Source organism: Arthrobacter sp. P1_H7 (assembly GCF_056405215.1).
The window spans coordinates 23647-41108 of record NZ_JBFUCO010000015.1 but is presented as its reverse complement, the minus strand read 5'-3'; the positions used below and the strand labels follow the sequence as shown (position 1 = coordinate 41108).

Below are 17462 nucleotides of genomic sequence, written 5' to 3'. Positions count from 1 at the left end.
GTCACAAACAGCACCGTGAGCGGTGTTTGTTAAGCGCCGAGTGGTCTGTCGTCGGCGCCGGGCGGCGGGCCGGGGCAAGCGTCCGGGATTCGGAAATCCGGGGAATTCTGCTGCGTCCGCCCTCGGCTTGTCAGCTAGTGATCGGCCATTCACTTGGCTAGGCTGAGATGAAGTTGTGACATCCGATGGAGGCGACAGGACCGCTGGCGGTTCTGTCCTTGCCTGCCGTTAGACGGCGCTGTCCAGGGCGCCGCCATGCTAAGGAGATACGGAATGAACGAGCAAGACAACGGGCAACTCCGGGCGCCCGCCCAGAACCAAGGTGGAACGGCGCAGCCGGGGCCCGCCGGGTTCGGGGATGCGCCACGCTTCACGGTGGACAAGAAGACCGGGAATAAGAACGAAGCCGTCCTCGGTCCGTTCACCATCCGTGACCTCACCGTTTTCGGCTCGACGCTCCTTCTTTTCATCGCCTCGCTGATTCCGATGTTTGCCTTCGCCTACAACCTGTGGAACCTGGGCAGCCTGTTCTTCCTGGGCCTGGGCATCGTGCTGCCGCTCATTGTCACCGCGTTGTTTGTGGCCCGCCGCCTCAGCCCGTCGACCAAGATCCGGATCGGATCCCTGTCGATCGACCAGTTCGCGTCCGTTGTGGCGTCCTTCACGCTGGCCTTCTTTTTCCTCGCGGCCGCCGGGGCGTTCGTGCCGAGCATGCTGATCGCGCTCCTGGGCGCCTTGGGGCTCTTCGCCGCCACGGTGCTGGCCCGCTGGATTCCGTTCTTTGCCGGCGATTTCCAGGGCCGGGAGGATGCGCCTGCCCACGTGGTTGCCCGCGAAGCTGCTGTCCCGGTGCGAAAGCCCCGAGCGCCTAAGGCGCCGAAGCAACCGAAACAATCCAAGCTGACCAAGGACGCCGCGGGTACAGGCGCAGCCGGGGCGGGCGCCTCTTCGGCGGCCGCATCCGGCGCGGCTGCGTCCGCTGCAGCGCCCAGCGCTGCGGCTCCCGGCGCGGCTGCGGGCTGGGCCAAGCGTCCGGCCACCGGCAGCCAGGCGGCCATGCCGGCGGCAACCACACCTGCCGGGCCCACTGCCGGGGCAGCTGCGGCGGGCGCGGCGTCCGCCGCGGCGCCCAGCGCTGCGGCTCCCGGTGCACCGGAGACCCAGGTCTCGGGCGTCGTGCCAGCGGCTGCCCCGGCACCGACGGCCTCATCGACGCCGTCGACGCCGGCCCAGACTACGGAGCCCGCTCCGTCCGCCGCGGACAAGACCCGGACCGCCGGCGTCCCTGCCGCCGGGGCTGCCGCGGGCGCCGCTGCCGGTGCCGCGGGCGCTGGTGCGCAGCCCGCTCCCGCCGGTGCCGCTGCCGCGGGCGCTGGTGCGCAGCCCGCTCCCGCCGCGGAACAGACCCAGGCCGCCGCCGTTCCGGCAACCGCCGGCGGCAGTGCCCCCACCACGGTCAACCCCCAGGTCCGGCCGAAGGAACAAGTCCGGCCGCAGGAGCCCATCGGCGCGACCGTTGATCCCGCCAGCCGGCCCGCGGAGGACGATGTCCACCCCGTGCACGAGGCCTTCTGGTTCGCCGTCGCGCAGCCCCGCACCGCCGTCGATGAGCGCACCGGTGCCCCGGCGTTCGTCATTGAACCCGGTGGCTGGGTCCTTGCCCTGGAGGACCGCGGCAACGAGTTCCTAGTCCAGCACACGGACGGCCGGCTCGGCGTTTTGCGGGACCTCAGCAACATCGAACGCGGTTAGTCCGCAGCCGTGACCACGGAATCCGGCCACGGGGTCCCCGGGACCCCGAACCCGGGGAGCGCCAAGCCGGGTGCGCCGCGGGCGTCAGGAGAGTCGGTGCTGGCGCTCAAGCGCCGCGCGCGTCGAATCAACCGGGAACTCGCGGAACAGTACCCCTACGCCCACGCGGAGCTGGACTTCCGCACGCCGTTCGAGCTCGTGATTGCCACCGTGCTGTCCGCGCAGACCACAGACGTGCTGGTCAACCAGATCACGCCCCTGCTGTTCGCGCGCTACCCGGATGCGCGGCGGATGGCGGAGGCGGATCCGGCCGAGCTGGAAGCCATCATCAAGCCCACCGGCTTCTTTCGCGCCAAGGCCCGAAATCTCCTGGCGCTGTGCACCCGGCTGGTGGACGAGTACGACGGCGAGGTGCCGGGCCGGCTCGCGGACTTGGTGACGCTGCCCGGCGTCGGGCGGAAAACCGCGAACGTTGTGCTGGGCAATGCCTTCGGCATTCCGGGCATCACGGTGGATACCCACTTCGGTCGCCTGGCCCGGCGCTTTGGCTGGACGGAGTCCGATGATCCGGTCCGGATCGAGTCCGACGTCGCCGCGCTGTTCGAGCCCAAGGACTGGACCATACTCTCGCACCGCGTCGTCTTCCACGGCCGCCGCGTCTGCCACGCCCGCAAGCCGGCCTGCGGCGCCTGCGCCGTGGCTAACTGGTGCCCCAGCTACGGTGCCGGCGAGACCGACCCGGAGAAGGCCCGGAAGCTGCTGAAGTACGAACTCGCCCCGGGGCAGGAGGAACTGCTGGCCCGGCTGCTGGCCGAAACGCACCGCGCCGCGGAAATCCGGATGGAATCGCAGAGGAAACAGCCGTGACCGCGCGCCAGGACCTCGTCGATCTCGTTGCCGCGGTGGAGGCGGGCACGGCGCCGGCCCCGGATCCGCGCTGGCGTGAACTCGCCGTCGAACCCGGTGAGCGGGTCCGCAGGGCCGCGGTGCTGATGCTCTTTGGTGCGCTGGACAACGTCCCCGCGGTGTCCGAGAAATTGCTCGCTCCGGCCGATTTGGACGTGCTGCTGCTGCAGCGGGCCCAGACGCTGGACGACCATCCCGGGCAGGTGGCGTTTCCCGGCGGCGGCATCGATCCGGGTGAGTCCGTGGTGGACGCGGCCCTCCGCGAGGCGGAGGAGGAGACTGGCCTGAACCCTGCGGGCGTGGACGTCCTCGGCGTGATGCCTGAACTGGCCCTGCCCCGGGGCAATTTCCTGGTGACCCCGGTCCTGGCCTGGTGGGCTGCCCAGTCGCCGGTCCGGGTGGTGGACTACGGTGAATCCGCGCAGGTGTTCCGTGTCCCGGTCCGGGACCTGCTGGACCCGGACAACCGGGTGATGGCCACGGTCAGCCGGGCCGGCCAGACCTTCCAGAGCCCGGCCTTCACCGTCAACGGCGTCGTGGTGTGGGGGTTCACCGGGATGATCCTGAACCAACTCTTTGAACAGCTGGGCTGGGCTGTGCCGTGGGACCGCGCACGGCTGTACGGGATCGATGTGTAGAGCCCGCAGGGCGCCGGCCTGCCGGCCGGTCCGCTAGCCGGCAGCCACCGGGCTGCCTGCCCGGGGAGCCAGCGCCCGTCCTCCCGACCTGCTGGTGGCGACCCGCCGGTGAGCGCCTGAACGATCCACAACCAGGCCGGTCGCGGCGTTCTCGCGCACGGCGTTGATGCCCGCCGCTGCGCTTTTGATGGAGCTGAAGAGCGGGGACACGGCCACTACTGTGCCATCCGCCGCCGTCAGCCTGAAGAAATATGCCTTGTCGCCAGCCTGCGCGATCTCAAAAATGCCAGCCAAACCTCTGCCTCCCCAATTTCCTTGCGTCGTTGCAATAGCCGGCGGATCGTACGGGAAATTCGCCGGCCTTTCCGAGGGTAGCCCGGTGACGGAGCGCACACAACGCTACCGACGGGTACGTTACAGGCGGTGACTTAGGTCACTCATTTGGCGTTGTCGTACGAGTCCACGACGGCCACACTGACTGGAAATTCGACCGGAATCCGGCCGAACAACAGCTCCTTGGCGGCAGCCGCGGAGTCCTCAATCACCTTGATACAGTCTCCGACCGCGCTTTCAGGGCAGTGCACCATCACCTCGTCGTGGAGGAAGAACACCAGTTCGCCAGCGGCGGAGCCTTCCGCCCGCACGGCACGAAGCCGGCGTCGCAGTTCCGCGAGCCAGCACGCCGCCCAGTCAGCGGCCGAGCCCTGGACCACGAAGTTCCGGGTGAAGCGGCCGCGGGAACGGGCGATCGAGTCCGCCCGGCGCTGTTCTTCCGCGGTGGTGGAGTGCTGGCTCTGCAGCCAGCGCTCCGACGGCGGCGGGCTGCTCCGGCCCAGGCGTGAGGTGACGGTTCTGCCGGCTTCGCCGTCGCGGGCGGCCTGCTCGACGAAGCCCACGGCGCGGGGGTAGGTGCGGGCCAGCTGGGGCATCAGCCGGCCGGACTCGCCCGTGGTCGCCCCGTAGATTGCCCCGAGGAGGGCCACCTTCGCCTTGGCCCGGTCGCCGCCGAAGCCTTGGGCGGCAATGCCGGCATAGAGGTCCTTGTCCCGCGCAGCCTCGGCCATTTTGGAATCCTGGGCCAGTGCCACGAGCACGCGGGGTTCGAGCTGCGAGGCGTCGGCAACGATCAGTTTGTGGCCGGGATCGGCGTGGACCGCACCGCGGACCTGGCGCGGGATTTGCAGCGCCCCGCCGCCCCGCGACGCCCACCGGCCCGAGACCACTCCGCCCACGACGTACTCAGGCTGGAACCTGCCGTTTTTCACCCAGGCATCTAGCCATGCCCAGCCGTTCGCCGCGTGCAGACGGGCCAGCTTCTTGTAGGCCAGCAGCGGCACGATCGCGGGGTGGCTGGATTCTTTCAGCTCCCATTGGCGGGTGGTTTTCACTTCGATGCCGTTGCGGTGCAGGGCGCGCATGAGCTCCTGCGGGGAGTCCGGGTTCAGCGCCGGCGACTTCAGCAGCAGCCTCAGTTCGGCCGTGAGCGATTCGAGTTTGGCTGGACGCTGGCCGGGAGCCGGGCGGGGTCCCAGGTGTTCCGCGATGATCTGCTCGTGGAGTTCCTCCCGCCAGGGGACGCCGGTGTGCTGCATTTCGGCGGCGATCATGGCCCCGGCTGATTCCGCCGCGAGCAGCAGCTGGAGCCGTTGGCGCCGGCCGGCGTCAGGAACGACGTCCGTGCCGGGCCCCGTGCCGGGCGCCGTTCCCGCCTGGCGAAGTGCCTCCTGCTGCGCGGCGTACTCGGCGCGGAGAGCCTCAAGGGTTTGGCCGGGACGCTGACCGGGGGCCGGGGCATCGAACAGGGCCCCCTGTTCCGGCGGCGGGGCAGGAGGCTGCAGCCCCCGGGGCGGCTGGTGTAGCTCGTCGTCCTGGGTCAGCTTCTCCGCCGCCTGGGCGTAGCCGGTGTGGGCGGTGAACTCCGAGTGGGCCAGGATCGAACCGCACAAGGTGAGGTCGTAGCAGCGCTCGAGCTCCACCCCGGCGCGCAGCAGCGCGGGATACCAGTCCTGCGTACGGTGCCAGATCCAGCGCGGCTGCCGCGCCTCAAGCTCGCGCACAATGCCGGCGAGGTCGCCGGCCCTGACAACCCGGGGTTCCGGATTGGCGGGTTCGGGCACGCCATCGGCCGTGAGTTGCTGCAGTGCCGCGCCGTCGGCGTGGGCGGCGAGCAGCAGGTACATAGGGTCAATTCTGCCCTGCTCCGGGACGTGGTCCGTGCCCATTCCCCGGCGGCGGGTGCAGGAAAGCCGCCAGACTTGTCCACATAGCCCACGACGGCGGTTCCGCCGCGCTTCCGGCCCGGGCACAGTGGCAGCATGAACAGGCACCAGCACCGTGTTCCAGGCTCGCCGCCACAGCGGGCGCATGAGCCCTGGACCCCCGGGGATTCCGCGGAAACCCTGCTCGTTACCGGGGTCGATGCGCTGCGCAACGAGGTGGAACGCATCGTGGCAGCGGCCGGGGGCCAGCTGCGGACGGTGCAGGACGTTGCCGAGGCCGCGCCGTTTTGGGACGCGGCGGCTGCCGTGCTGGTGGGCAGCGACATCCGCGGGTTGCCGCCCCGGCGGAGGGCCCCTGCGGTGCTGCTCGGCCTCGAAGGTGATGGAGAAGGGTTGTGGCATCTGGCCGCCGCCGTCGGGGCCGAACGCGTCGCGTTGCTGCCGGACGCGGCGGCCTGGCTGGCGGAATACCTGAGCCGGTCCCGTGCGCCGGAAGCCGGCGGACTCGTGCTGGGTCTCACCGGCGGCTGCGGCGGTGCCGGGGCCACAACAGCTGCCATCTGGATCGCGCAGGCCGCCGCCGGGGCCGGGGTCCGGGTGCTGCTGATCGACGGCGACCTCTGGGGCGGGGGCCTGGAACTGGCGCTGGCCGCCGAGGACGCCCACGGGCTGCGCTGGCCGGATCTTGCCGGGGTGAGCGGCAGTATCGACCCCGCCCAGCTGGAGGAGTCGCTGCCTGTCGCCGGTGGATTCTCCTTCCTGTCGTGGCCGGGAACCCGGGACCGGGCCGCCGGCGTGGACGCGACCACCGTGGCCGCGGTTCTCGACGCCGCCCGCCGCGGCTACGAATTGGTGGTGCTGGATATCGGCCGGGAACGGGAAGCCTTGCGGACCTTCGCCGGCGAATGCGACCGGATCATCGTCGTGGCGCCCGCCCGGCTGCGGGCCGCTGTCGCCACGGCCTGGCTGCTGCAGGAGCTTCCACCCGTGGACACCGCGCTCGTGGTCCGGGCCAGTCGCGGCGCCGCCTTGGATGCGCCGCTGATCGCCGGCTCCGTGGGGCTTGTCCTTCAGGGCATCATGCCGGACATCAAGGATTTGGCCGGGGCAACGGAACTCGGCCGCCTGCTCGAAACCGGCCGGCACCGCGCCGTCCGCCGGTTCGCGGCCGGACTCCTTGAGCTGAATGGAGGAGATGACGCATGAGTGCCCGTTCGGCCGCAGGACCGGCAGAACCGGAACGTCCGGCCCGCCGCCGCTCGCTGGGATTTCTCGACGAGACGCTGCTGGAGTCCGTGCGCAAGTCCGTCATGGCAGATGCCTCACCGGTGACCGCTTCAAGGGTCGCGGCGGCGGTCCAGGCGAGCGGGCGGCTGCTTGGCACGGCCGGCGCCCTGGCCGCAGTGGAGAGCATCAGCGCGGAACTGAACGGACTGGGTCCCCTGCAGCCGCTCACCCGGGATCCCGCCGTGACGGACATCTTCGTCAACGGGCCGGACTCGGTCTGGCTGGACCGCGGCCGCGGCCTGGAAAAGGTGCCGGTCGTCTTTTCCGGGGAACCGCAGATCAGGGCCCTCGCCGCGAGGCTGGTGGCAGCCGGCGGCCGCCGCCTGGATGACGGTTCGCCCTGCGTCGATGTCCGGCTCGACGGCGGCTACCGGGTGCACGCGGTGCTGCCGCCGATTTCCACGGCCGGGACACTCCTGAGCGTGCGGATCCGGCGGGCCACGGTTTTCTCCATGCCCGAGCTGAGGCGCGCCGGCATGTTCGGGACCGGGACGCTCGGGAGCCTGGTCCAGTCCGTGCTCGAACGCATGGTGGCGTCCAGGCTGAGCTTCCTCATCAGCGGGGCCACCGGTTCGGGGAAGACCACGCTACTGGCGACGCTGCTGGGATTGTGCCACCCCGGGGAGAGGCTCGTCCTAATCGAGGACGCCGCAGAACTAAATCCCGTCCACCCGCACGTTGTCTCGCTGGAATCCCGGCACGGAAACCTGGAAGGTGGTGGCGCCGTGGACTTGGGCGAACTGGTCCGCCAGGCCCTCAGGATGCGGCCTGACCGGCTGGTGGTGGGCGAATGCCGCGGCGCTGAGGTCCGCGAGCTGCTCTCGGCTATGAACACCGGACACACCGGAGGCGGCGGGACCATCCACGCGAATGAGGCGGCGGCTGTGCCGGCCCGGCTGGCGGCCCTTGGCGCGCTCGCCGGCATGGGCCAGGACGCGGTACGGCTGCAGGTGGCCAGCGCGATCGACGCCGTCGTGCACGTCGAGCGGACCGAATCGGGGCGCCAGGTCGCCAGCGTTGGAATCATGGAGGTCCAAGACTCGGGCCTGGCTGTCGCCGCCGCACTGGAGATCCAACGGGGCGAGCTCCGCTTCGGCGGGGCCTGGCCGCTGCTGGCGCGCCGTCTCGGCATGGATCCCGGGTTGGCCGGGGCGGGCCCCTCCGATCTGCCGGCGGCGCCGCCGGCAGGACGCCCTCCGGGTTCCGGGCACGAATCCGTACAGCCATGGGCACAGCGATGACCGGTTTCCTCATCGTCGTCTTGGTCCTGGCCGTGTGGTTGGCATTTCCCTCCCCGCGCGCGGCCGGCCATCGTACCCGCAGGGCATTGCAGGCCGCGGGCACGCGAGGTCCGGCGGCTCACGGGCCGCCGGGATCCCGGCAAGGACGAGCCGTCTGGGGCATGGCCCGTCGGCTCGGTGGGGGATCCGCCGATGCCGGGCCCGTCCCCATGACAGTCCTGGTCCAACAATTGGCCGCGCTGCTGAGGGGAGGGCGCGTCCCCGCCCGACTGTGGGATGAACTGTGGGCCCTGTACGGCGGGGACGCCGCACGGGACTGGCCGGCGGCGCAGGTCGCGGTTCACGGCGCCGGCCGCGATCGCCCCCGCGACCGCACAGGGGACGGCGCCGGAACGGTCCTCGGCCCGGAGTCACGGAGGATCCTTGCAGCCGCGCGTGGCGCCGCCCTGCGCGGGTCCTCCGTGGCCGCGGCCATCCGCCGCGAGGTCTCCGCGGTTTCTGCCGGTGAGGGCACCGTCGTCGCGGTCACCAAGGGTGCCGTCGGCATCCGGGCCCGCCGCGACGTGCGCGTGTGGGGTGAGCTCGCCGCATGCTTTGACACCGCTGAGGCCAGCGGTTGCCCCCTGGCCGATGTCCTGGCGCGTTTTGCCGCCCACCTTGAGTCGGAGGACGACGCCGAGGCTGCCCGGCAGACCGCCTTGGCGGGGCCCCGCGCAACCGTCCGTCTACTGACCTGGCTGCCGCTGTCGGGTCTGGGCCTCGGCCTGCTGCTCGGCGTTGACCTGGTCGCGACACTGCTGGGAAATCCATGGGGCCTCTCGGCGTTGGCCGCAGGCGTGGCGCTCACCGTCGTCGGCCGGCTGTGGTCCGCAAGGCTCGTCCGCGCCGCGGCGGAAGCCCCAACGTGACGCAGCGGCCGCCGTGAGGCCAGAACTTGCCGGATTCGTGATCGCAGCGAGCCTTGCCGGGGCAGCCGCCGTGGTCCTCGCCCGCCCGGGCCGTGTCCGCCGGCGGCTCCGGCGCCAGCTTCGGGCACCGGCTGACGGGGCCGCGCGACGCCCGACGGTCCACGACGCAGGCCGGGGACGTCACGGCTTCCAGGGTCTGCGGGACACCGCCATGATGCTGGAACTGATCGGCGCGATGCTGGATGCGGGAGCCGGACTTGGCCGGGCCCTTGAACTGGTGGCCGCCCTCATGCCACCGGAACTCGGGCGGCAGCTTCGGCCGGTTGTGTCAGCCCTCGCAATCGGTGCGGACTGGGGCACGGCGTGGCGCAGTTCCGGTGCCCAGGCGCCCCAACTTCATGCCTTGCGCGACGCCCTTTCCTTCGCCGCCCTCACCGGCGCCCCCTCCTCAGCGCTCCTCTATGCCCAGGCGGCCCGGCTTCGCCGCGAACGCAACAGGACCGCCGAGCAGCGCGCGGCGGCGCTCGGCGTGAAGCTCGTCGTGCCGCTGGGCCTGTGCTCCCTGCCGGCGTTCGTCTGCCTCGGCGTCGTGCCCGTGCTCCTGGGCCTGCTTCCGACGTGATGCCGGCAGCCCGCGGATCACCCGGACCCAAGGTTTATTCAAGTTGCTGGGGGATACCTTGGGGGCAGGCACCGTCGGAGTATGAGCGGTCTCGTGCGTCGGCTACTCACAGCACTTCCTTGGCGCCTCGAATCCCGGAGTATCTGGGGTCTCGTACTAACTGGGAGCCACGCCAGGGGGGCAGATCAATGATTCGACTGTATAAAGCGGGTGTGATTGCAGCGCTCAACTTACTAGTGTTGACCGGTTTGGCGGTGGGAGCCAGTCCGGCGTCCGCCGCCGTGACCTGTCAGCCGGGAACACCCCAACCGACCAACCAATACCCTGGCACAACGGTGATTGCCACGAACTTCGAGTCCGGAAGCCTCACCACCGCCGGCTTCGGAACCGTTTTCACCGCTGGGACAGGTACGGCCGATGTTTCCTCGGCCCGGCAGCACTCGGGCCGCTGCTCAGCCTATGTTCACGTCACCACGGATGCCGGGTCGGTGGCCAATTTTTCCGCACCACTTCCTGCCGGAAACAATGAGGTATACGCCGACGGCTGGTTCAACATCACCAAAGAGGGCGTCGCCGGCAACAACGTCCCGTACTTCCGGTTCTTCAACGGGACTACCCGGTTCATAGACGTCTACCGATCCAACGGCGGCCTCGGCCCGATGTGGCTGCGCGTCGCGGCGCCCGACGGAACCCTCCGCTACACCCCGATGAAGGTGAACGTTCCGCTCGGCACCTGGCACCATCTCGTCACACACGTCGTCGCAAATGGGGCCTCCTCCACGGTCGAGGTGATCTTCGACGGCAAGCTCGTGTATTCCAGCAAGCAGGTCGCCACGGCCTTTACCGCGGTCACCAAGATGCAACTCGGCGCCGAACACCGGCGGCAGGCCGGCGACAGCTTCATTGACGACGTGGTCATCAAGGCCAAAAAGGCGGCCGGCCAGCTTCCCGGGACGTTTACCCCGATTGCCCCACAGCGGTTCCTCGACACCCGGAAAACGTCGCCGGTGGGTGCCGACAAGGCCGTCTCCTTCCAGGTTGCAGGGGCCAATGGGATCCCGGCAAATGTCGCGGCGGTCGTCTTCAACCTGACCGTCACTGAGGCAAAATCCATTGGCTACATCACCGCCTACCCCTCCGGGACAGTACGGCCTAATGCATCCAATGTGAACTTCCGCGCCAACCAAAACGTGCCTAACATGGTAACGGTCAAGGTGGGTGCGGACGGCAGAGTGGCGCTGTTCAACAGATCCTCCGGCACAACCCACCTCATCGCCGATGTCACCGGCTACTACGTCACGGGGGCTCCAGCGACGCCGGGCGCCTTCCAAAGTCTGGCGCCAAAGCGGCTGCTGGACACCCGGTCCACGACGGCGCTTGCAGGGGATTCCACCGTGTCCCTGCAGGTTGCGGGGACCAACGGCATACCGACAACTGCCGCCGCTGTGGTCTTCAACCTCACAGTGACCGAGCCAACAAGGATCGGATACATTACGGCCTATGCTTCGGGCTCGGCGCGTCCGGACGCGTCTAACCTCAACTTCAACGCCGGACAGACAGTGCCGAACCTGGTCACGGTCCCCGTCGGTCCAGACGGAAAAGTCACACTGCTCAATCGTTCGTTCGGGCGTTCGCACCTGATCGCAGACGTTGCCGGCTACTACCTCGGCGGCACGCCGTCAGCCACCGGTGCGTTCAAGGCCACCGGTCCATCCAGGATCCTCGACACCCGAAACACAACGGCTGTACGCCCGGACTCCACGGTATCCTTCCAGATTGCCGGGGCCAACGGCATCCCCTCGAGCGTCCTGGCGGCTGTCTTCAACCTGACGGTCGTCTCGCCCCAGTCCATCGGCTACATCACCGCCTACCCCTCCGGTTCCACCCGTCCGGACGCGTCCAACCTGAACTTCTCCGCCGGACAGACTGTGCCGAATCTGGTCTCGGTCCCCGTCGGCTCAGACGGAAAGGTGACGTTGTTCAACCGTTCCTCCGGATCCTCACACCTCATCGCCGACCTCGCGGGATACTTCCTCCCTTAGGAACGCGCGGGTGACCCGCACCAACTGAACCCGAGGGGCTGTTGTCGCAGTAGGGACCGCAGCCCCTCGGGTTCAGCCCTGTCTGGGTCCGGGCAGGGTGCTGGCGGATCCGGGCTTGGCGTTCGGCGTCTGTTGGCCGCCCGGAATGGGCCAGGCACTTCTCCTCCACAGGCCGCCACGACGTCATCTTCGGGCACGTTTTCCACTTAGCTGCCATCGGGGCTTTTGATGCGACGTACAAGCCGGGAGAGTCGAATCAGCCGGCGATCACGCCGGTGTCCCGTGGAAGGAAAGCAGATGTCAACAAATCAGGACACTCCCGCTGCACGTCGCATTGACGCAGGGGAGGGCGGCGTTGCCGAGGTCTATGAGATCTACCCCGGCGCCAGCTCGGTTGTTCCCGTTCAACCGCAGAGACGCACAGGGCCGCCGGCCGCGCAGGCGGGCATGGCTACTGCTGAATATGCCATCGCAACCCTGGCCGCCGTGGGCTTCGCCGGGGTCCTCGTGTTCATCATGCGCAGCGATGAGGTCCGCGGGTTCCTCCTGAACCTCATCCGGACAGCGCTCACGTTGCCATGAACGGACTCTGGCGCGCACGGGGGAGCGGCGGCCGGAGGGAGCCGCCGCCAACGGCGGAGTGCCGCGGGGCCGTCACCGCTGAGTTCGCCGTCGCGCTGCCCTCGGTCGTCCTCCTGCTCTCTGTGCTGCTCGCGGGTTCGGCGGCCGGGGTGATGCAGCTCCGCGTCGAGGAGGCGGCCCGTGGCGGTGCCCGGGCGGTGGCGAGGGGAGCCGCGGCCGGCGAAGTCGGTGAGATTGTCCGCCGTCTCGCCGGCGAAACGGCGGACTCCGAGGTGACGCACGACGGCGATGGGCACAGGGTCACCGTTTCCGGCCGCGTCCCCGGGGCTGTTGCGTCCCTGGTTCCCTGGTCCCTCAGCGCCAGCGCATGGGCGCGTGCTGAGGCCCCTGGCGCGGCACAACGGCCCGGGCTGGACGAGTCCGGACTGAAGGGCGTCTCCCGGTCCCCGTGGCGGAGCGGCACGTGATGTCGCGTGTCCGTATCCGTATCCGTGTCCGGGCCCGCGGGCCGCGACCCCGGAGCCCGGATCCTGCCCACGCCCGGCACCGGTGTACGTCTTTAGAGCGGGGGTCGGGGACCGTGCTGGCCCTGGGACTCGGGCTGGCGGTCATCATGGCGTTGGCCCTCCTGCTGCTTTTGGCCCAATCGGCCGTCGCGGCATCGAGGGCTGCGGCGGCTGCCGATCTGGCGGCGCTGGCTGCCGCGGATGCCGCGCGGGGGATCACGTCCGGCGAGCCCTGCGCTGTGGCTCGAGAGGTCGCGCTGAAGAACAACGCCAGGCTGGCCGCCTGTGCTGAAGGACCGGACGCCACGGTTCAGGTCCGCACCGAGTTCGGCGCCGGTCCGTTCCTCGGGGCGGCCACGGGACGGGCAAGGGCGGGACCGCCCCCCGCGGCCGGGAACGGGTCCGCACCTTGAATGATGCTTCGTTTCCGGCGGGTTGCCGGGAGACGTGTTCAGGCGCGGAGCGGCTGTGCGGGCTTATCGTCCGAGGTCCCGGCCGCGGCCGCCGTTGTGCCGGGATTGCCGGCGTGCATAAGGTCGGCGGCGTCTTGGAGCAGTACATCGATCAGTGTGACGGCGGCGTCCTTGTCGAGCGGGTTGTTCTTGTTGCCGCACTTGGGTGACTGGACGCAGGAGGGGCAGCCGGACTCGCATTCGCAGGCCTTGATGGCGTCCCGCGTGGCGGTCAGCCACAACCTGGCCTTGTCGTAGCCGCGTTCGGCGAACCCGGCCCCGCCGGGATGGCCGTCGTAGACAAAGATGGTGGGCACACCAGTGTCGGCGTGGATGGCCGTGGACACTCCGCCGATGTCCCAGCGGTCGCTCGAAGCCACTAGTGGAAGGAGGCCGATGGCCGCGTGCTCGGCAGCATGCAGTGCGCCGGGGAACTGTGCCTCGATGAGCCCCGCGCCGGTCAGCGAGCGGTTGTCCACAACAAACCAGACCGCCTTGGTAAACAGGTCCCTGGCGCCCAACTCCAACGGTTCTTCGCCGAGGATCTCATTCGAAATCAACGCCTTGCGCTGGAAGGACACCACCTGGGTCGTCACTTTCACATCGCCGAAGTGCACAGCCACATCGCCCCACTGGGTGGTGCGTTGCGTTTCGAGGACCTCGATCTGGGTCACGTCCCGGGCGGTGGTGTAGTAGTCGGGGTTCGCCCGGCGCACCACCACACAGTGATCATCCTCATTCAAGTCTTCCACCACGTAGCTGTCGCCCTGGTGGACATAGATGGCGCCGGTGTGTGCCTGGTAATGGGTCTGCGGCGAATCCATGGTGCCGAGCAAGGAGCCCGTCTCGGCATCCACGATGCTCACCGGACCTCCGCCGTCGGCCCGGAGGTTCACCATGGCTGCGGCATTTTGCGGATGGGTCCAAAACCATCCGGCCGGCCGTTTGCGCAGGTAGCCCTGCAGGACCAGCCGGTCCAGCAGCTTCTCTGCGGTGGCCCCGAAGAGCTCCAGTTCGGCGAACCCGAGGGGAAGTTCCGCGGCGGCTGCGCACAGGTGCGGGCCCAGAACATATGGATTGGAGGGATCGAAGACCGTGGCCTCCACCGAAACATCGAAAATCGCCTCGGGGTGGTTCACCAAGTAGGTGTCCAGCGGGTCGTCGCTGGCCACGAAGGCCGCGATCGCGTCCTGCCCGGCGCGTCCTGCCCGGCCGATCTGCTGGAACAACGACGCGCGGGTGCCCGGCCAGCCTGCGACCAGGACGGCGTCGAGACCGGAAATGTCGATGCCCAGCTCCAGCGCGGACGTGCTCGAGACGCCCAACAGTTCACCCGAGCGCAGCGCCTTTTCCAGGGCCCGCCGCTCTTCCGGCAGGTAGCCCGAGCGGTAGGCGGCCACGCGCTGCGGCAGGCTGGGGTCCACCTCGTCGAGGAGGCGTTTGGCGATGGAGGAAATCGTCTCTGCCCCGCGCCTGGACTTGATGAACGCAATGGTCCGGGTCCGGGAGGAGACCAGGTTGGCCAGCAGGTCGGCGGTCTCGGCGACGGCCGTCCGGCGCTCCTTGGCACCGTTTTCGCCCCGGACTTCGGTCAGTGCCGGCTCCCAAAACGCCACCGTGGTGGACCCGTGGGGGGAACTGTCTTCGGAAACGGCCCGCACCGGTGCGCCGATCAGCCGGCCGAAGGACTGCCCGGGTTCAGAGGCCGTGGCGGATGCCGCGATGAACACAGGTCCGGGATGCGAGCCGCCCGGGCTGTAGTAGGCACAGATCCGACGCAGCCGGCGCATGAGGTTTGCCACATGGGAGCCGAAGACGCCGCGGTAGCTGTGGGCCTCATCCACGATCACGTAGCGGAGGCGCCGGAAGAACCTGGCCCACCAGGCATGGTTCGGGAGGATGCCGAAGTGCAGCATGTCCGGGTTGGCCAGGATGAAGTTCGCATGGTCCCGGATCCAGCGCCGGGAAGCGGGATCGGTGTCGCCGTCGTAGGTTTCTGCCCGGACTGTGGGGAGCTTCAGTGCGCTGATCGCTGCCAGTTGGTCGGCGGCGAGCGCCTTGGTCGGGGAGAGGTAGAGGGTCACAGCCCCGTCGTCGTGGATTTTCCCGGGATCGGACAGGACCTTGAGTTCGGAACGGTGGATCGCGTCCAGGGCCGGCAGCTGATACGCCAGAGACTTGCCGGACGCAGTGCCGGTGGCGATGACCACGTTCTTCCCGGCGTGGGCCAGTTCGGCGGCCCGGACCTGGTGAAGGTAGGGCTCGTGGATACCCAGGGAACCGTAGGCTGCCACGAGATCGGGGTGGGACCATTCCGGCCACGGCGCATTAACGGCCTGGCGGGCGGGGATCGTCCGCACATGACGCAGCTGTTCCGGGTCCGGACCTCGGCCCAGCAACGGAATCAAGGACTCATGCGGGTTCACTCACATATTCTTTCATCCGCCCTCAAATCGCCCGGCCGCCCACCGGGCAATGTTGCCCCGGGCGCCCGCCGCCGGACGGCAGACGCTCGCGGCGCCTCAACCCACGGAGCGGCGCCTCAACCCACGGAGCGGCGCCTCAACCCACGGAGCGGCGCTTCAACCCACGGACAGGTCGGACCCTTCGTCGGATGTTGACAACATCAGGACGTGGCACACCTCGCGCCAGCCGAGGTGTGAATAGAGTTTTTGGCCGTCAAGGGAGGCGAGCAGGAGCCCGGAGTCGACGTCGTGTTCGAACGCCTGGGCGGCCAGGGCCTTCATGATGAAGCTGCCCAGCCCCCGCCGCTGGTAGGCCGCCGACGTCACGATGTTGTCGAAGATGGCGGTGTGTCCCACCACAAACACGCGTCCGCTCGCGGCGACGTCCTCGCCGGCGCTGACGACCGCGTGGTGGACGCCGTCGGTCCGGGAGGTCTCGAGCCTGAGGTCGTCGTCCGAAAGCCAAGGGTCCTCCGAATCCTGGGTCTCCATGTCCACGATCATCATGGTTTGGGAGGCCGAGGTGACATGGAGGCCGTTCCGCTGTCCCAGCAACGTGTACCGGGCCGCATCGTTGGTGAGGATGGTGAGGACCCGGGCCGGTACTTCGGCCGTCTTTGCCGCCAGCGCCTCGAACTCCGCGTCGGACGGATCGTAGGCGAAATACTCCCATTCGTGGGTGGTGTCCGCGCGTAAGGCCGCGGGGAACCGTCCCTCCCTGCGCGTCTCGTATCCGCGGCAACCGGCCCATCCGGCAACCCAGATTTCCAGCAGGTGAGTGGTGTCTTCAACCATGGCGTCAAGACTCATGTGATGAGCGTATTCCAGCCGTGCCACAAGCAACAGGGGCCGCGTTGGGGGAAGCCGCTTGCTTATCCAATTGTGATTGTCGCCCGGCCGTCCGCGCCAGCAAGTACCCTTAAAAGCGTGGCTTTGAACAGGATTGTGCTTTTTTACGGATTCACCCCGCTGCCTGACCCGGACGCCGTCCGGCTCTGGCAGCGCGCCCTGTGCGAAAAACTCGGACTGACCGGCCGCATCATCCTTTCCAAGGACGGCATCAACGCCACGGTCGGCGGAGAACTGAACGCCGTGAAGCAATACGTCAAAACGACGCGGGAGTACAAGGGCTTCCAGGGCATCGACGTGAAGTGGTCCGAGGGCGGCGCGGCGGACTTCCCGCGGCTCAGCGTGAAGGTGCGGGACGAAATCGTATCCTTCGGCGCCCCGGGCGAACTCAAAGTCGACGCCGGCGGAGTGGTCGGTGGCGGAACGCACCTCAAGCCCGAGGAACTCCACGAACTCATTGAAGCCAAGAAACAGCAGGGCGACGAAGTCGTGTTCTTCGACGGCCGGAACGGCTTCGAGGCCCAGATCGGCAAGTTCAAGGACGCCGTGGTTCCCGATGTCGCCACCACCCACGACTTCATCAAGGAACTCGACTCCGGTAAGTACGACGCCCTCAAGGACAAGCCGGTTGTCACTTACTGCACCGGCGGCATCCGCTGCGAGGTGCTCTCGAGCCTCATGGTGAACCGCGGGTTCAAGGAGGTCTACCAGCTCGACGGCGGCATCGTCCGCTACGGCGAGGCCTTCAAGGACCAGGGCCTGTGGGAGGGCTCCCTGTATGTGTTCGACAAGCGCATGCACGTCGAGTTCAGCGGGGACGCCAAGACCATCGGCAAATGCGTCCGCTGCTCGGCACCCACAAGCAAGTTCGAAAACTGCTCGAATCCGTCCTGCCGGAATCTCACGCTCTACTGCGCCGGGTGCGCCGCGAGCCCTGACACCCTGCGGTGCCCCGAGGGCTGCGCCGCCTGAGGCACGATCCGGACTTTTGGC

General features: G+C 68.8%; 16 protein-coding genes. 12 read left to right on the top strand and 4 right to left on the bottom strand.

Features of this window, described 5'->3' with window-relative positions; all coding sequences use genetic code 11:
* The first annotated feature begins 273 nt into the window (after positions 1 to 273).
* The 3 genes from AC1DXI_RS15155 to AC1DXI_RS15145 all read left to right on the top strand — a co-directional run bounded on the left by AC1DXI_RS15155 (position 274) and on the right by AC1DXI_RS15145 (position 3296).
* Positions 274 to 1752, top strand: coding sequence for a hypothetical protein (locus AC1DXI_RS15155; RefSeq protein ID WP_476939312.1), 1479 nt, complete (start codon positions 274 to 276; stop codon positions 1750 to 1752).
* Positions 1753 to 1848: 96 nt separating this feature from the next.
* Positions 1849 to 2619 (top strand): endonuclease III, encoded by a 771-nt coding sequence (gene nth, locus AC1DXI_RS15150; protein ID WP_476939339.1) that lies wholly within the window; start codon positions 1849 to 1851, stop codon positions 2617 to 2619.
* Positions 2616 to 3296, top strand: coding sequence for an NUDIX hydrolase (locus AC1DXI_RS15145; RefSeq protein ID WP_018775014.1), 681 nt, complete (start codon positions 2616 to 2618; stop codon positions 3294 to 3296). The genes nth and AC1DXI_RS15145 overlap by 4 nt, the downstream gene beginning before the upstream one ends.
* A 33-nt stretch (positions 3297 to 3329) precedes the next feature.
* Here the strand turns inward: AC1DXI_RS15145 and AC1DXI_RS15140 are convergent, their stop codons facing one another.
* Positions 3330 to 3590 carry a YegP family protein gene (locus AC1DXI_RS15140; protein WP_018775015.1) on the bottom strand — a complete coding sequence of 87 codons (261 nt, stop codon included), beginning with the start codon at positions 3588 to 3590 and terminating at the stop codon, positions 3330 to 3332.
* A gap of 143 nt (positions 3591 to 3733) precedes the next feature.
* Positions 3734 to 5476, bottom strand: a complete 1743-nt coding sequence (locus AC1DXI_RS15135) for a bifunctional 3'-5' exonuclease/DNA polymerase (protein WP_476939311.1) — start codon at positions 5474 to 5476, stop codon at positions 3734 to 3736.
* Between the two features lie 135 nt (positions 5477 to 5611).
* Between AC1DXI_RS15135 and ssd the strand changes: the two genes are divergently transcribed.
* From ssd to AC1DXI_RS15095, 8 genes are all read left to right on the top strand, one after another.
* Positions 5612 to 6721 (top strand): septum site-determining protein Ssd, encoded by a 1110-nt coding sequence (gene ssd / locus AC1DXI_RS15130; RefSeq protein WP_476939310.1) that lies wholly within the window; start codon positions 5612 to 5614, stop codon positions 6719 to 6721.
* Entirely contained in the window at positions 6718 to 8043 is a 1326-nt protein-coding gene (locus tag AC1DXI_RS15125; protein WP_476939309.1) for a TadA family conjugal transfer-associated ATPase, read from the top strand. Before ssd ends, AC1DXI_RS15125 begins: the two co-directional genes overlap by 4 nt.
* A gap of 161 nt (positions 8044 to 8204) precedes the next feature.
* A complete protein-coding gene (locus AC1DXI_RS15120) occupies positions 8205 to 8951 on the top strand; it encodes a hypothetical protein (protein ID WP_476939308.1) in 747 nt (248 codons plus the stop codon).
* 13 nt (positions 8952 to 8964) lie between these two features.
* On the top strand, positions 8965 to 9573 hold the full coding sequence (locus tag AC1DXI_RS15115; protein ID WP_476939307.1) for a type II secretion system F family protein: 609 nt from the start codon (positions 8965 to 8967) through the stop codon (positions 9571 to 9573).
* A gap of 335 nt (positions 9574 to 9908) precedes the next feature.
* On the top strand, positions 9909 to 11615 hold the full coding sequence (locus AC1DXI_RS15110; protein WP_476939306.1) for a hypothetical protein: 1707 nt from the start codon (positions 9909 to 9911) through the stop codon (positions 11613 to 11615).
* A 297-nt stretch (positions 11616 to 11912) separates the two neighbouring features.
* Positions 11913 to 12197, top strand: a complete 285-nt coding sequence (locus tag AC1DXI_RS15105) for a DUF4244 domain-containing protein (RefSeq protein WP_476939305.1) — start codon at positions 11913 to 11915, stop codon at positions 12195 to 12197.
* Positions 12194 to 12664, top strand: coding sequence for a TadE family type IV pilus minor pilin (locus tag AC1DXI_RS15100; protein ID WP_476939304.1), 471 nt, complete (start codon positions 12194 to 12196; stop codon positions 12662 to 12664). The genes AC1DXI_RS15105 and AC1DXI_RS15100 overlap by 4 nt, the downstream gene beginning before the upstream one ends.
* Positions 12664 to 13116: an Rv3654c family TadE-like protein gene (locus AC1DXI_RS15095; protein WP_476939338.1), complete on the top strand. Its 453-nt coding sequence runs from the start codon at positions 12664 to 12666 to the stop codon at positions 13114 to 13116. The genes AC1DXI_RS15100 and AC1DXI_RS15095 overlap by 1 nt, the downstream gene beginning before the upstream one ends.
* 38 nt (positions 13117 to 13154) lie before the next feature.
* Here AC1DXI_RS15095 and AC1DXI_RS15090 read toward each other — a convergent pair whose 3' ends face one another.
* Together AC1DXI_RS15090 and AC1DXI_RS15085 are read right to left on the bottom strand one after the other, a co-directional pair.
* The gene (locus tag AC1DXI_RS15090) at positions 13155 to 15581 is read right to left on the bottom strand and encodes a DEAD/DEAH box helicase (protein WP_476939303.1); all 2427 of its coding nucleotides are present in this window, start codon (positions 15579 to 15581) and stop codon (positions 13155 to 13157) included.
* Between the two features lie 156 nt (positions 15582 to 15737).
* Positions 15738 to 16430 carry a GNAT family N-acetyltransferase gene (locus tag AC1DXI_RS15085; RefSeq protein WP_476939302.1) on the bottom strand — a complete coding sequence of 231 codons (693 nt, stop codon included), beginning with the start codon at positions 16428 to 16430 and terminating at the stop codon, positions 15738 to 15740.
* Between the two features lie 117 nt (positions 16431 to 16547).
* Here AC1DXI_RS15085 and trhO point away from each other — a divergent pair, with 117 nt between their 5' ends.
* Positions 16548 to 17441: an oxygen-dependent tRNA uridine(34) hydroxylase TrhO gene (trhO, locus tag AC1DXI_RS15080; RefSeq protein WP_026266709.1), complete on the top strand. Its 894-nt coding sequence runs from the start codon at positions 16548 to 16550 to the stop codon at positions 17439 to 17441.
* The last annotated feature ends 21 nt before the right edge of the window (positions 17442 to 17462 follow it).

Bases quoted from the DNA above. Each gene is read 5' to 3' on its own strand.
- AC1DXI_RS15155 (WP_476939312.1), top strand. From the start codon at position 274: ATGAACGAGCAAGACAACGGGCAACTCCGGGCGCCCGCCCAGAACCAA.
- AC1DXI_RS15135 (WP_476939311.1), bottom strand. From the start codon at position 5,476: ATGTACCTGCTGCTCGCCGCCCACGCCGACGGCGCGGCACTGCAGCAA.
- ssd (WP_476939310.1), top strand. From the start codon at position 5,612: ATGAACAGGCACCAGCACCGTGTTCCAGGCTCGCCGCCACAGCGGGCG.
- AC1DXI_RS15125 (WP_476939309.1), top strand. From the start codon at position 6,718: ATGAGTGCCCGTTCGGCCGCAGGACCGGCAGAACCGGAACGTCCGGCC.
- AC1DXI_RS15120 (WP_476939308.1), top strand. From the start codon at position 8,205: ATGGCCCGTCGGCTCGGTGGGGGATCCGCCGATGCCGGGCCCGTCCCC.
- AC1DXI_RS15105 (WP_476939305.1), top strand. From the start codon at position 11,913: ATGTCAACAAATCAGGACACTCCCGCTGCACGTCGCATTGACGCAGGG.
- AC1DXI_RS15100 (WP_476939304.1), top strand. From the start codon at position 12,194: ATGAACGGACTCTGGCGCGCACGGGGGAGCGGCGGCCGGAGGGAGCCG.
- AC1DXI_RS15095 (WP_476939338.1), top strand. From the start codon at position 12,664: ATGTCGCGTGTCCGTATCCGTATCCGTGTCCGGGCCCGCGGGCCGCGA.
- AC1DXI_RS15085 (WP_476939302.1), bottom strand. From the start codon at position 16,430: ATGAGTCTTGACGCCATGGTTGAAGACACCACTCACCTGCTGGAAATC.